This window comes from Pseudobacter ginsenosidimutans (genome assembly GCF_007970185.1).
GTDB classification, from domain to species: Bacteria; Bacteroidota; Bacteroidia; order Chitinophagales; family Chitinophagaceae; genus Pseudobacter; species Pseudobacter ginsenosidimutans.
This window is the reverse complement of sequence record NZ_CP042431.1, coordinates 1,163,726-1,178,418: the sequence shown is the minus strand read 5'-3', so window position 1 is coordinate 1,178,418 and position 14,693 is coordinate 1,163,726. Positions and strand designations below refer to the sequence as shown.

The 14,693-nt window shown below is 47.4% G+C and carries 10 protein-coding genes; 9 read left to right on the top strand and 1 reads right to left on the bottom strand.

Features of this window, described 5'->3' with window-relative positions; genetic code table 11:
- Positions 1 to 44 precede the first annotated feature (44 nt).
- Together FSB84_RS04670 and FSB84_RS04665 are read left to right on the top strand one after the other, a co-directional pair.
- A complete protein-coding gene (locus FSB84_RS04670; protein WP_130542670.1) occupies positions 45 to 1,982 on the top strand; it encodes a T9SS type A sorting domain-containing protein in 1,938 nt (645 codons plus the stop codon).
- 24 nt (positions 1,983 to 2,006) lie between these two features.
- Complete coding sequence (locus FSB84_RS04665; RefSeq protein WP_130542671.1) at positions 2,007 to 3,356, top strand: sigma-54-dependent transcriptional regulator; 1,350 nt, start codon at positions 2,007 to 2,009, stop codon at positions 3,354 to 3,356.
- A gap of 1 nt (position 3,357) precedes the next feature.
- On the opposite strand, the gene FSB84_RS04660 is transcribed toward FSB84_RS04665, so the two are convergent.
- A complete protein-coding gene (locus FSB84_RS04660; RefSeq protein WP_130542672.1) occupies positions 3,358 to 5,727 on the bottom strand; it encodes an ABC transporter permease in 2,370 nt (789 codons plus the stop codon).
- Between the two features lie 530 nt (positions 5,728 to 6,257).
- Here FSB84_RS04660 and kdpF point away from each other — a divergent pair.
- From kdpF to FSB84_RS04625, 7 genes are read left to right on the top strand one after another with little or no spacing between them, the layout of a single operon-like run.
- Positions 6,258 to 6,338: a K(+)-transporting ATPase subunit F gene (gene kdpF, locus FSB84_RS31625; RefSeq protein ID WP_127128851.1), complete on the top strand. Its 81-nt coding sequence runs from the start codon at positions 6,258 to 6,260 to the stop codon at positions 6,336 to 6,338.
- An 18-nt stretch (positions 6,339 to 6,356) separates the two neighbouring features.
- Entirely contained in the window at positions 6,357 to 8,072 is a 1,716-nt protein-coding gene (gene kdpA, locus FSB84_RS04650; RefSeq protein WP_130542673.1) for a potassium-transporting ATPase subunit KdpA, read from the top strand.
- Positions 8,073 to 8,100: 28 nt separating this feature from the next.
- Positions 8,101 to 10,152: a potassium-transporting ATPase subunit KdpB gene (gene kdpB, locus FSB84_RS04645; RefSeq protein ID WP_130542674.1), complete on the top strand. Its 2,052-nt coding sequence runs from the start codon at positions 8,101 to 8,103 to the stop codon at positions 10,150 to 10,152.
- Between the two features lie 18 nt (positions 10,153 to 10,170).
- Complete coding sequence (locus FSB84_RS04640; protein ID WP_130542675.1) at positions 10,171 to 10,734, top strand: K(+)-transporting ATPase subunit C; 564 nt, start codon at positions 10,171 to 10,173, stop codon at positions 10,732 to 10,734.
- 13 nt (positions 10,735 to 10,747) lie between these two features.
- Complete coding sequence (locus FSB84_RS04635) at positions 10,748 to 11,833, top strand: porin (RefSeq protein ID WP_130542676.1); 1,086 nt, start codon at positions 10,748 to 10,750, stop codon at positions 11,831 to 11,833.
- A 10-nt stretch (positions 11,834 to 11,843) separates the two neighbouring features.
- Positions 11,844 to 12,995: a sensor protein KdpD gene (locus FSB84_RS04630; protein ID WP_317132479.1), complete on the top strand. Its 1,152-nt coding sequence runs from the start codon at positions 11,844 to 11,846 to the stop codon at positions 12,993 to 12,995.
- Position 12,996: 1 nt separating this feature from the next.
- Entirely contained in the window at positions 12,997 to 14,688 is a 1,692-nt protein-coding gene (locus tag FSB84_RS04625) for a sensor histidine kinase (RefSeq protein WP_130542677.1), read from the top strand.
- Positions 14,689 to 14,693: the final 5 nt, after the last annotated feature.

The window sequence follows — 14,693 nt, the reverse complement described above, 5'->3', positions numbered from 1 at the left end:
AAACCCGCGGTAATCCTGTACACTAACCGTGAAGTTGATGTCTTATGAAACACCGTTTACACGTATTCCTGGCGGTATGCCTGTTGGCATGCCATCAGCTTTCAGCGCAAGTTAATTATACAGCTAACAATACTGTTCCTGCTTATAACGGGAAGTTCATGTATGGCACCAACGGTGGGTGGTACGGAAATTCCTGGGATGATAAGGCTCTCGCCGATATCGCTGCAGGCAATCCCGCAAAGAGTGTAAAGGGAGTAGGTTCCAAAACCTTCAGGCCCGCACTTCCCGAAGAATTCCTCGAATCATGGGGCTATGATATCCGCCTCGCCGAATTCACGCATTACGCCACCCTGGGGGTGAAGGACAATACCGTCTTTCTCAATACTGCATCTCCCGCTCATAAAGACAATGCCAAATACAATGGTTGTGGCGACGAATCAGTGCTTTGGAAGAATATGTACGAGCCTATCTGGGACGGAGGTGCCAATGGCACGCCAGTGAATGAGAACAATTACTTCGCGCTCTATATTTATAAAACTGTTTCCCGTTATAAAGGCTGGGTGAAATTCTGGGAGATCATCAATGAGCCTGATTATGATAATGCAGGGAATGGCTGGAAGAAGAAGGGCGAAGCCGGCAACTGGTGGGACAATAACCCGCCTCCCTGCGATCTTCCCAACATGAAAGCGCCTATCTACCATTATGTTCGTCTCCTGCGCATTGCTTACGAAGTGGTGAAAACCGTTGATCCTACTGCATACGTTACTACCGGCGGCCTTGGTTATATCAGCTTTCTGGATGCGATCCTCCGTAACACAGACAATCCAAACAACGGCACCGTAACCGGAGAGTATCCCCTTAAGGGCGGCGCCTATTTTGATGTGCTCAGTTTTCACAGCTACCCCATGTTCAACCTGGCCACCTGGAGTGATGCCAACGGCGGAGGCTGGGTGTATAAGCGTCACTCCGATGCTGCCGTTGCTGAATATGTAAAACTGAAACAGGATTTCTACAATGTGATGGCCACTTACGGATATAACGGATCACAATATCCGAAAAAACTGTTCATCTGCACAGAGAACAATATCCCAAAGAAATCATTTGGCGATATGATCGGTTCTGAGGACGCGCAGAAGAACTACATCATAAAAACCCTGGTGGCCAGTCAGAAGAACGAGATCCGGCAGTATTATACTTTCGTACTCGGCGATTCACGCACGCTTTCAGAAGCCACCGACGGTTTTCAGACCATGGGCCTTTATCAGAAGCTCGAAGGTGCAGGTCCGTTAGCCAATGGCGGGGCCTACAGGCAGCAATACAATAAAGAAGGCATCGCTTTCAAAACTACTTCAGATCTTTTGAGGGGCTCTGTGTACGATGCCACACGCACCGCTGCGCTGCAGCTTCCGGCCACAGTGGATGGCGCTGCTTTCAAAGATGATAAAGGATTGTTCACTTATGTGCTCTGGGCCAAAACAACCAGGGACCTGGTGGAAAATCCCACTGCAACCTATTCATTTCCTGCTGCGCTTAACCTTACAGGCAGAGTGTATAAAAAGGAATGGAATTTTGCAGAAAGCAATGTGACCACCACCATTACTTCCCAGAGCATTGCGCTTACAGGTACTCCCATCTTTCTTACAGGAGAAACCTCCACTGTTCCGCTTCCTGAGAAACCTCCACCAACAGGGCCAGGAGAGGAAGAGGAGCCTGGCCGTGATCTGGCTTTGAGCTTCTATCCAAATCCTACTTCGGATATGACCAGTATCCGATTTACCCTGAAAGCGCCTACCAGCGTACGTTTATCGCTGTATACATCAGATGGTAAATTTGTTGGAATGGCCATTCCCAATGTAACCTATCAGAAAGGCACCCATACGGTTCCGTTATACCTTACGCGCACACTGAGTTCCGGTGTTTACGTCTGCCGGTTTGAAGCCGATATCATCCTGCGGGTAGAAAAACTGGTGATTGGGAGATGATCACAATCCTGTAGTTTTGTTCTCATGTCAGGAAATATCCTTCTCATAGACGACGAAGAGAAACTTCGCAGTCTGCTCAAACGCATCATCAGTCTTGAAGGCTTCACCGTTTTTGAAGCTGCCGATCTCAAATCGGCCGGCAAAATGCTGGAGCGGGAATCCATCGATGTGGTGTTGAGCGATGTGAAGCTTCCTGATGGCAGTGGTGTAGCGAATGCTGCCAATATCAGATCGAAATATCCCTCTGTAGAGATCATACTGCTCACTGCCTATGGCAATATCCCTGATGGCGTACAGGCCATGAAGAATGGCGCTTTTGATTATATCACCAAAGGTGATGATAATGAAAAGATCATTCCGCTGCTCAATCGCGCCATGGAGCAGGTGCAGCTCAGAAAAAGAGTGGCTCAGCTGGAGCAGCAGGTGGGAAAAAGATACAGCTTCGATAATATCATCGGTTCTTCTACACGTATCAGGGAAGCTATTGCCCTTGCACAGCGGGTAGCGCCCACCGATACTACTGTATTGTTGTTGGGAGAAACAGGTACCGGCAAAGAAGTGTTTGCCCAGGCCATTCACAATGGCAGCAAACGTGCAGGCCAGGCTTTCCTGCCACTGAACTGCAGCGCCTTCACCAAAGACCTGCTGGAGAGCGAACTTTTCGGTCATAAGGCCGGCGCTTTTACCGGCGCGATGAAAGACAAGAAAGGATTGATCGAAGAAGCACATAACGGTACGCTCTTCCTGGATGAGATCGGCGAAATGCATATCGATCTCCAGAGCAAACTGTTACGTGTACTCGAAAACAACGAATTCATCAAAGTGGGAGATACCAAACCTACCAAAGTGAATGTGCGGGTGATTGCCGCCACCAATCGGGGGCTGCAACAGGAAGTAGACAATGGCAGGTTCAGGGAAGATCTTTTCTACCGGCTGAATGTATTCACTATTAACCTCCCATCGCTCAATGAAAGGAAAGACGACATACCGGCACTTGCAGCGCATTATCTCTCGCTATTTGCGGCCAAAACCAATAGCCGTCTAACGGGCATGAACAAGGACTTTTTATCTCAACTCCAGCAACATTCCTGGAAGGGAAATATCCGGGAGCTCAAGAATATCATGGAAAGGGCCGTGATCCTATCTGATGGCAACGAACTGACCAAAGAAAATCTTCCGCTTGAATTTCAGCAATCCGCTCCATCCGGTGCAGATAACAATACATTATCTGCCTTCTCCCTCGCCAGTGTTGAGAAGCTGCATATCCAGCGTGTGCTCAATCATACAAGGGGTAATAAAACGGAAGCAGCCAAACTACTCAATATCGGACTTACTACACTCTACAGGAAGATCGAAGAGTATCATCTTTCCTGATCTATTCCATTCTTAAACTTTTGACGGGATTCGCAAGCGCGGCCCTGACTGATTGTACACTGACTGTAAGAATAGCGATCAGAAAGGCCAGGGTTCCTGCAATTGCATAAACAGTCCAGCCGATCTCGATCCGGTAGGCAAATCCCTGCAGCCATGAATGCATGGCATACCAGGAGAGCGGCACTGCAATCACTATTGCAATGGCCACCAGTTTCAGGAGATCGCTGGTGAGTATGCGGATAATGGTGGGCAAGTTTGCGCCCAATACTTTTCTTACGCCTATTTCCCTGGTCCGTATTTGTGCTGTGTAGGTTACCAGTCCCAGCAAACCCAGGCAGGAAATGAAAATGGCGATGCCCGAGAAAACATTGTACAGCGTACCTGTGCGTGTTTCAGTCATATACAGTCTCTGATAGGCATCATCGAGGAATGCATAACTGAAAGGGAATTCCGCATTGTATTTTTTCCATTCGGCAGCAGCTGCTGTAACAGCTTTCGGAGCATCCCTTCCGGTGGTTTTGATGTAAAGAATGGAATAATCATTATCCGGACTGAAATGGAAGATTGCAGGTTTGATGGCCTGGCGGAGGGATTGAAAATGGAAATCCTTTACAACGCCGATGATGGTGCCTTCTGTTTTCCAGAGCCTGAATCGCTTGCCGATCGGGTCTTTGATGCGTGCCGCTTTCACGGCTGTTTCATTCAGGATGAAATGTGTGGAATCAGCAATAGCGCCTGTGAAGTTCTTGCCTGCTGCAAGTTTCATATCAAAGAAAGGAATGAAATCCTGGTTCACGGCCATGGGGCTGAGCATCATGGTCTCTCCGTTTTGTTTTCCATCCCAGTCGTTATCTCCTGTTTGTTGCTCATTATTGATGATCTCTGTAGCAGACCAGGTAACATCCGTAACAGCAGGGTCTTTCAGCAGTGATGCTTTCACGGCTTCAAAATGGCCGGCCATATTATTCATACTCATAGCCAGTACATGCTCCCTGTTGTAACTGACCTGCTTTGAACGCAGGAACGACAATTGTTTTCCAACGATGATAGTGCCGGTGATCAGGATAACGGAGAAAGTGAATTGCACCACTACCAGCGCACGGCGGAACATCACATCACTGATGCGCGCCGCTATCTTGCCTCTCAGCGCTTTCAAAGGTTCGAAGGAAGATAAGAGCATGGCGGGATAGATCCCGGAAAGCAGCAATGTGCCGCAAATAGTGATGAGGATCAGCGCCCATACTTGCCAGGAACTAAAGTTGACCGACAATTCTTTTCCCGAGATCATATTAAACACCGGGATGAGTGCTCCTACCAGCATCAGCGAAATAATAGTGGCAGCAATGAACAACAAAGTAGTTTCTGCAATGAATTGCATGAACAATTGCCAGCGGGCTGCACCGATGATCTTTCGAAGGCTTACTTCTTTTGCGCGTAACATGGCGCGGGCGGTAGACAGGTTCACATAATTTACACAGGCGATGAGCAAGATGAACATTGCAATGATGATGAAGATCCTTACAGTGCCGATTCCGCCATCGGTTCCGTCTGCATTGTGTAAATGCATTTTCTCCAATGGCAGGAACAGGTATTCAACATCGGTATCTTCCGGCTTAACGCGGAGATGCAGATTGCGAAGTGTTGTTGATAAATTGCTTAAAGACATTCCTGGTTTCAGCAACAGGTATGTATGGTAATTGAAGTAACTGAAATCATTATCGATACTCCTTCCATTGGAATGGCCGCTATACATTTTTTGCGCCATCAGGGCCATGGGAAAAAACATATCTCCCTGAATGCTGGAGTTCTTTGGGAAGTCGCGGATCATTCCGCTGACCGTGAACAGTTCTCCATTTTCGGCGCTGATCACTTTCCCAATGGGGTCTGCCTGGTCGAAATATTTCCTGGCTGTACTTTCCGTGATCACGATGGAATGGAGATCAGGAAAAGGATTTGCTGCATCGCCTTTAATGATGGGAAAATCGAACAATTTGAAGAGAGATGCGTCCGCATAGAACTTATTCTGCTCCTGAAAGGTTTTCTCTCCAAATTTGAACAACCGGTTATTGCCGTTGTAGGTGAGTCGTGCAAATGCTTCCACGCCGGGAACTTCTGCATTCGCCATCACACCGATCGGTGCAGCAGTGTTTGTCCATAACTCGCGACTGCTACCCGTGCCGGCCATATTCTCAACACGGTAGATATTCTTTGACTGTTTGTGAAAGCGGTCGAAACTAAACTCATCCTGCACCCATAACAAGATCAGAATGCCAACTGATAATCCTACAGCAAGTCCTCCAATATTGAGGATGGTATAGAATCTGTTCTTTAACAGGTTGCGCCAGGCCGTCTTGAAATAATTACTAAACATTCAGGCAAGTTTAAGTTCTTTCATTCTTCCCCAAAAAGATGCCATAACCCAATTGTATGTAAATCAATTATGTGCATCTGGTTTCTTTGTTCCTTCTGTCCGGTATTGATACAAATTGTGTACGACTTTGAGCTGTACAGAACAGCCATGCCAAAATGAAAATACTACTTTTCAAAATGGAAGGGTTGGGATGATACAGAATTTCGAGAACGGATTTTTAGGATCGATGAAATGACCGTCCCTACTACCTTTCAACCCTGATTGGTTTTTGGCACACCTCCCCGGCACCCCCTTTGCCATTATCAGGCATAATTAAAAACAAAATGAAAAGACAGTTCCTCCGCATCCGGCTTCATATTCTGATCCCGGTGATCTATGTGTTGATCCTGGTGATTGGCGTGCTGGTCCGCTCATTATTCTAAAATCAATTCGTATGCTCACTATCTCATTGATCGCGGCCGGCCTGCTATGCTTCTGGCTGTTCTTCAAATGCATCGACTTCTTTGAAAAAGTATAAAAATGGACTCACTATGATGACAGCCTTGCTGATTGTATCGGTGGTAGTTTTCATCTACCTCGTTTACGTTTTACTCAAACCCGAAAAATTTTAATCCTAAACGCATCGGACAATGAACACAGAATTATTCGGCGTGATCGTCACCTTTCTTCTCACCATATTGCTGGCAGTTCCGCTCGGAAAATATATCGCCCGCGTATTCAAAGGGGAAAAGACTTTCACTGACTTCATGGGACCTTTGGAAAGGACCATCTTCCGGTTCAGTGGCATCGACCCCCAAAAGAAAATGAACTGGAAAGAATTCCTGAAAGCCATGCTCACCATCAACCTGCTCTGGCTCGTGTATGCTTTCTTCCTGCTCCTCTTCCAGGGAAACTTACCAATGAACCCTGACGGTAACCCCAATCAAACACCTGACCTCGCTTTCAATACGGCCATCAGTTTCCTTGTGAACTGTAACCTGCAGCACTATTCAGGAGAATCCGGCGCTACTTACTTCACACAAACATTTGTGCTGATGTTTCTCCAGTTTGTGAGTGCGGCTACAGGTATCGCTGCTTTGATTGGTGTATGTAACGGACTGAAAGAACGCACGACTAATAATCTTGGGAACTTCTGGAGCATCTTCACAAAATCCATTACCCGTTTATTGTTACCGCTCTGCGTGATCATGGCGTTGGTGCTGGCTTTCAACGGAACGCCGGCCAGCTATGACGGAAAGGATTCCATCGTTACGTTACAGGGTGATTCCATGCAGGTGAGCCGTGGTCCTGCTGCTGCCTTTATTGCCATCAAGCATCTCGGCACCAATGGTGGTGGTTTTTTTGGCGCCAACTCAACACATCCGCTGGAGAATCCAAACTACCTCACCAATATGGTGGAAGTGATTGCGCAGGTGATCATTCCCGTTGCATTGATCTTTGCCCTGGGATTTTATATCAACAGGAAAAGACTGGCCTACGTCATGTTCGGAGTGATGACGGCAGGCGTGCTATGCCTGGTGATCCCCACCATGCACTGGGAAATGAGCGGAAACCCCGGGATCGCTAAAATGGGTATTGCACAAGCCACAGGAGCGATGGAAGGAAAGGAAGTCCGCTTCGGTCCTGCTGCCTCCGCATACTGGAGTATTCTCACCACCGTGATCTCTACCGGTTCCGTAAATGCCATGCACGACAGCGCCATGCCTTTATCAGGAATGATGCAATTGCTGGCAATGATGATCAATGCCTTCTATGGGGGTTGCGGTGTTGGGATACTCAACTATCTCATCTATGTGATCATCGCGGTATTCATTTCAGGATTGATGGTGGGAAGAACACCCGAGTTCATGGGTCACAAAGTGGAAGCCCGTGAAGTGAAGATAGCTGCTATGGTCACTTTGCTCTCGGCCTTTCTTGTGAAAGGCGGTACAGCGCTGGCTGCTTACCTGTTTGCAACACATGCAGGGCAGGACTGGGCTGTGAAACCGGAGAACTGGCTCAACAATCCCGGCTTCCACGGATTCTCTGAAATGCTCTATGAGTTCACTTCTTCCAATGCCAATAACGGCAGTGGTTTCGAAGGACTTGGTGATAACAATATCTTCTGGAACGTATCAACAGGCATTGTGTTGCTGTTGAGCAGGTTCATCCCTATCATCGGACCTGTGGCTATTATCGGGTTGCTCGCTAATAAGAAGTATATACCTGCTTCGGGTGGTACACTCAGGACTGATTCCGTAACATTTGGTATGGTCACTTTTGCCGTGATCATCATCATCAATGCGCTGAGCTTTTTCCCTGCCCTGGCATTGGGACCGCTGGCAGAATACTTCAGCATGCGTTAATCAACTCGTACAGTTCAATAAGTGAAAAATGAAAAATACAAATCAAAATAAATTGTTTCCCCGGGAGCTGGTGGGCGCTGCCTTGAAGCAGGCTTTCATCAAACTGAACCCGGTGATCATGTTCCGCAACCCGGTGATGTTTACCGTGGAAGTGGGAACAGCTATCATGATCGCAGTCTGCTGCTGGATCGCAGCAGGTGAAACTTCCCAGGGCAGCCTGGCTTATAATATTGTAGTTACTGCTATTCTTTTCATCACATTGCTCTTTGCCAATTTCGCGGAAGCGATAGCAGAAGCACGCGGTAAAGCGCAGGCAGACAGTCTTCGCAAAACCAGGGAAGACACACTGGCGAAGAAGATCGAAGTGGTGGGAGAGATCTTTACCAATGAGATCAAAACCGTTCGCTCTTCACAGCTTCGTAAAGGTGATCTCTTTGTCTGCGAAGCTGGCGATATCATCCCGATGGATGGAGAGATCATCGAAGGCATTGCTACTGTAGACGAAAGCGCCATTACCGGTGAATCTGCACCAGTGATCCGCGAAGCCGGTGGTGATAAGTCTTCTGTGACTGGTGGTACGAAAGTATTGTCTGATAGAATTGTAGTACGCGTAACTACAGAACCTGGTGAAAGTTTTCTCGATAAAATGATCGCACTGGTAGAAGGCGCTTCGCGTCAGAAAACACCGAATGAGATTGCGCTCACGATCCTGTTGGCGAGTTTCACTATCATCTTCATCATCGTATGCGTAACACTGAAGCCTTTTGCTGATTATGCCAATACCACTATTACCATTGCAGCATTCATCTCTCTTTTCGTTTGCCTGATCCCTACTACCATTGGTGGCTTGTTATCAGCCATCGGTATTGCGGGAATGGACAGGGCCCTGCGCGCGAACGTGATCACTAAAAGCGGCAAGGCTGTTGAAACAGCCGGCGACCTGGATACATTGCTGCTCGACAAAACCGGAACCATCACCATCGGTAACAGAAAGGCCACCAATTTCTGGCCTGCTGATGGGATAGAGATGAACAGTTTCATTGAATCCTGTGTATGGAGCTCGCTTGCAGATGAAACACCGGAAGGCAAATCCATCATCGAACTGGCAAACACCAAAGGAGTGAAAGCTCCTCATTCAACAGGTGATGCGAAGTTTGTAAGCTTCTCTGCTGAAACCCGCACCAGCGGTATCGATAAATCAGATGGAACGAAGATCCGCAAAGGAGCTTTCGATGCCATCAAAAAGATCGCTGTTCAGAACGGATCTTCTGTACCTGCTGAAACAGAAAGAAAAGTACAGGAGATCGCGATGAACGGCGGCACGCCGCTGGTAGTTACAGTAAATGGAAAAGTTACCGGCACTATTGAATTGCAGGATATCATCAAACCCGGCATCCAGGAAAGGTTTGAGCGCCTCCGTAAGATGGGTGTAAAGACCGTGATGGTAACCGGAGATAACCCACTCACTGCAAAATACATTGCCCATAAAGCTGGTGTTGACGATTTTATCGCTGAAGCCAAGCCCGAAGACAAAATGAATTATATCAAAAAGGAACAGGCCAGCGGAAAACTTGTAGCCATGATGGGCGATGGAACCAATGATGCGCCTGCACTTGCCCAGGCCGATGTGGGTGTAGCCATGAACAGTGGCACGCAGGCCGCGAAGGAAGCAGGTAATATGGTGGACCTGGACAATGATCCTACCAAGCTCATCGAGATCGTTGAGATCGGTAAGCAGTTACTGATGACACGCGGTACGCTTACCACTTTCTCTATCGCCAATGACGTAGCGAAATATTTTGCCATCGTACCGGCATTGTTCATTACCAGTATTCCTGCATTGCAGGGGCTCAATATCATGCACCTGGAAAGTCCGCAGAGTGCAATCCTTTCTGCCGTGATCTTCAATGCTATCATCATTCCATTACTGATCCCGCTGGCACTGCGTGGTGTACAATACAAACCGATCGGCGCCAATGCGCTGCTGCGCAGGAACCTGTTTATCTATGGACTTGGTGGCATCATTGTTCCCTTCATCGGTATCAAGCTGATCGATATGCTACTGGCGCTTTTTATGTAATTGAATAAAAGAAAAAAAATGAAAAAATATTTGTTGCCTTCGCTCAAGATGACCATCATCATGATCCTGCTGCTGGCAGTTATCTACCCGGTATTCATCGCGATGGCTTCCAAACTCGCTCCCGGAGGAGGCAAAGGCAAAACACTTGCAGTGAATGGTAATGTAGTAGGGTATGCGAATATTGGACAAAAATTCTCCGATGATAAATATTTCCAGGGCCGGCCTTCTGCCGTGGATTACAATGCAGCAGGGTCTGCCGGCTCCAACAAAGGACCATCCAATCCAGATTACCTGCAACAGGTAAAAGACAGGATAGATACATTCCTGGTGCATAACCCCGGTATCGATAAAGCTTCCATTCCCGCCGAGCTGGTAACAGCATCCGGTAGTGGTCTCGATCCACATCTTTCTCCCGCAGCAGCAATGATCCAGGTGAAGCGCATTGCGGCTATTCGCAACATTGAAACTGGAAAACTGAACAAACTGGTGGAGGAGCATACCAAAAGACCCTTGCTGGGAATGTTTGGTCCTGCTACCGTAAATGTGCTGGAATTGAATATCGCCTTAGACAAATTGAAATAAAACACAAGAACAAATGAAAAAGTTAATGATGGTAACAGCCGTTGCATGTGGCTTTGGACTGCAGGCTGTTGCCCAGGACTCAACAAAGAACGGTGGGTTTACGATCAGCGGATATGCTGAAGCCTATTACCTCTATGATGCCAACAGACCTCTGAACAACACCCGTCCGGGATTTGTGTACAGTCACAATCGCGCCAATGAAGTGAATGTGAACCTGGCCTTTCTGAAAGGTTCCTACAACAGTGATCGTGTTCGGGCCAACCTTGCGATAGGGGCCGGCACTTACATGAATGCCAATCTCGCAGCTGAACCTGGTGTATTGAAGAACATCTATGAAGCCAATGCCGGCGTGAAATTGTCTAAGAGCAGCAACCTCTGGCTGGACGCAGGTATCATGCCTTCGCATATCGGATTTGAAAGTGCGGTTGGTAAAGATAACTGGACTGTAACCCGCAGCATTGTAGCAGATAATTCTCCCTACTATGAAGCAGGAGCCAAACTCGGATACACCAGCAAAAATGAAAAATGGTACTTCGCTGCCATGTACCTCAACGGATGGCAACGCATCCAAAGGGTGGATGGCAATTCAACGCCAGCATTTGGCACACAGATCACTTTCAAACCTTCATCTTCTGTAACCCTCAACTACAGTACGTTTGCGGGTAACGATAAACCAGACAGTGTTAGGCTGATGCGCTACTATCACAATGTATACGGTATATTCAATGTATCTGATAAATTCGGGATCACTGCCGGATTCGATTATGGAATGGAACAAAAAGAAAAAGGAAAAAATAAACTCAATAACTGGTACACTGGTGTAGTGATCCTGAAATACAGTCCGGATAAAACTAACAGCATTGCCCTTCGTGGTGAATATTTTCAGGATGAAAATGGTGTGATCATCGCTACCGGCACACCTGAAGGATTCAAAACCTTTGGTTGGAGCGTGAACTATGACCGGCAGTTATTTGCCAATGCAGTTTGGCGACTGGAACTACGCAGCTTCCATGGGAAGGAAGAATATTTTGTAAAAAGAGATCTGTCAACCACCAAATCCAGTCCTGTCGTTGCAACCGCCATTGCATTGAGCTTTTAAATAAGTAGATTTGATAACAGTACAATCTCCTGAGAACATGCCTGAAGCACCAGATGATCCACAACATTTCTTAGATCTGATCAGGCAGAGCAGACGCGGCAAGTTCAAGATCTATATCGGTATGAGCGCCGGTGTGGGCAAAACATACCGGATGCTGCAGGAAGCGCATACACTGCTCCGTAATGGAGTGGATGTGAAGATCGGATACATCGAAACACATAACCGGAAAGAGACCCATGATCTGCTGGAGGGTTTGCCGGTGATACCACGCAGTCATATCTTTTACAGAGGCAAAGAACTGGAGGAGATGGATGTTCAGGCAATTCTGAACCTCCGTCCTGAAGTGGTGATCGTAGATGAGCTGGCGCATACCAATATAGAAGGAAGCAAGAATGAAAAGCGCTGGCAGGATGTACTGGAGATCCTCAATGCAGGGATCAACGTGGTGAGTGCAGTGAACATTCAACATATAGAAAGCCTCAATGAAGCAGTAAAGGAGATCACGGGAGTGGATGTGGCAGAACGTGTTCCCGACAGCGTTTTACAGATGGCCGATGAAGTAGTGAATATCGATCTTACAGCGGATGAACTGATCACACGCCTCAGGGAAGGAAAGATCTATACCAGGGACAAGATCCAAACTGCACTCACCAATTTTTTTCAATCTGAAAAGATCCTCCAGTTGCGTGAACTGGCGCTCAAGGAAGTGGCATCGCAGGTGGAGGGAAAGATCGAAAGGGAATTGCCGGGCCTGGGAAATGGCCGCGCAGAGCGCTTCCTGGCCTGTATCAGCAGCAACCATACCATTGCGAAAATGGTGATCCGGAAAACCGCCAGGTTAGCCGCCTACTACAATTCCCGCTGGTACGTGCTGTACGTGCAAACGCCGAAGGAGTCGGGAGACCGGATCGGGCTGGCTGCCCAAAGGCATCTGATCAATAATTTCAAACTGGCTACAGAACTGGGCGGAGAAGTGATCAAACTGGAACATGCCAATATCGCCAAAGGGATCATTGAAGTGGCCGAGCAAAAGAAGGTCACTACTATCTGTATCGGGAAACCGCACCTGAGTATCTGGAATGTGATCCTGAGCACGGCTGTGTTCAATCAATTACTGACCAAACTGGCGGCTGCTGACATCGATGTTGTAATTTTATCATAAGATGCGACTAAAAACAAAATTGACACTGGGCATAGGATTCCTTTTCCTCGTAATTGTGGTCTTCGGTGTTTTCGGCATCATCTCTATTCATCGTTTGAAGAATGATGCAGACAAGATCCTGAAGAACAACTACGAGACCCTGGTGTACAATAACAATATGCTCAAGGCGCTGGAGCGTTTGCCGGCTGATTCCCTGGCATTCACCCTCTTTGAGAATAACCTGGCATTGCAGGAAAAAAATGTAACAGAGCCTGGCGAAAAGGAGAGTACTGTTGCTGTCAGACAATATTTTGAGCGTATACGCATCAACCGGAATGATACGGTGGCACTGGCAGGTATCCGCCAGAGTATCCAGCTGATCAATGATCTCAACCAGGAAGCCATTCTTCACAAAAATCAAAATGCCCGCGAAGGCGCTGAAAGCGCCGCCACCTGGATGACCATCATCTTTACCGTTCTGGCGCTGATCGCATTTACACTGGTGGTGAATTTTCCAGGCGTTATCAGTAATCCGATCCGGCAACTGTCCGCAGGTATCAGCGCCATCGCCAATAAGAATTATTCGAAACGAATCCATCTTAGTCAGCAGGATGAGTTTGGTGAGCTGGCCAATGCTTTCAATAGTATGGCTGAGAAACTGGATGAATACGAGCACAGTAATATCGCACGCATCAGGTTTGAAAAAAGAAGAATAGAGGCGGTGATCAACAATATGCGAGATGCCATCATCGGCTTCGACGAAAAGAAACTGGTGCTGTTCATGAACTCTGTAGCCGAAACACTGATCGGCCTCCGGGAAAAGGATATTGTTGGTAAATACGCACCGGACCTGGCTTTGCATAATGATCTCATGCGTACACTTTTGCAGGATGAGCCGAGAACGGAGTTGGAGATCTTTGCCGATGGCAAGAAAAGTTATTTCGTGAATGAAAGAATAGAAGTGAGGAACGAAGAAGAAAGGATCGGTGAAGTGATCGTGCTTCGCAATATCACTCCCTTTCATGAACTGGATGAAGCCAAAACGAATTTTATTGCCACGGTGTCACATGAACTGAAAACACCGATCTCAAGTATTAAAATGAGTGCGCGTTTGCTGGATGATGCCCGCATCGGTATGATGAACAAGGAACAACAGGAATTGCTGCATAGCATCCAGGATGATGCGGACAGGTTATTGAAGATCACCAGTGAACTGCTCAACATGAGCCAGGTGGAAACAGGAAATATTCAATTGAAGATCCAGGCTGCTTCTCCTGAAAGCATTATCCGGCAAGCGGTGCAGGCCGTACAGTTCCAGGCGCAGCAAAAACAGGTGAGTATCAAAACAGATCTTGTGGCATCATTGCCGGAAGTGATGGCTGATACGGAAAAGACGAGTTGGGTGCTGATCAATTTTCTCACCAACGCTATCCGTTATGCGCCGGAAGCTTCGGTGATAGAAGTGTCTGTTTCCCGCAAAAAAGATAAAGTGAGTTTTGTGGTGCGTGACCACGGCATCGGTATCGATGAAAAATATCTTCCGCGGATCTTCGACAGGTATTACAAAGTGCCTGGAAATTATGAGAAAAGTGGAACGGGATTGGGACTTGCCATTTCAAGGGAGTTCATTGAAGCGCAAGGCGGGAATGTCTGGGTGGAAAGCGCAATTGGCGAGGGAAGTAAGTTCGGATTCGATTTTCCGGCTATTGTTTAGAGTGT

Excerpts from the sequence above, each read along its gene's own strand:
- FSB84_RS04670 (WP_130542670.1), top strand. The coding sequence starts at position 45 with ATGAAACACCGTTTACACGTATTCCTGGCGGTATGCCTGTTGGCATGC.
- FSB84_RS04665 (WP_130542671.1), top strand. The coding sequence starts at position 2,007 with ATGTCAGGAAATATCCTTCTCATAGACGACGAAGAGAAACTTCGCAGT.
- FSB84_RS04660 (WP_130542672.1), bottom strand. The coding sequence starts at position 5,727 with ATGTTTAGTAATTATTTCAAGACGGCCTGGCGCAACCTGTTAAAGAAC.
- kdpF (WP_127128851.1), top strand. The coding sequence starts at position 6,258 with ATGATGACAGCCTTGCTGATTGTATCGGTGGTAGTTTTCATCTACCTC.
- kdpA (WP_130542673.1), top strand. The coding sequence starts at position 6,357 with ATGAACACAGAATTATTCGGCGTGATCGTCACCTTTCTTCTCACCATA.
- kdpB (WP_130542674.1), top strand. The coding sequence starts at position 8,101 with ATGAAAAATACAAATCAAAATAAATTGTTTCCCCGGGAGCTGGTGGGC.
- FSB84_RS04640 (WP_130542675.1), top strand. The coding sequence starts at position 10,171 with ATGAAAAAATATTTGTTGCCTTCGCTCAAGATGACCATCATCATGATC.
- FSB84_RS04635 (WP_130542676.1), top strand. The coding sequence starts at position 10,748 with ATGAAAAAGTTAATGATGGTAACAGCCGTTGCATGTGGCTTTGGACTG.
- FSB84_RS04625 (WP_130542677.1), top strand. The coding sequence starts at position 12,997 with ATGCGACTAAAAACAAAATTGACACTGGGCATAGGATTCCTTTTCCTC.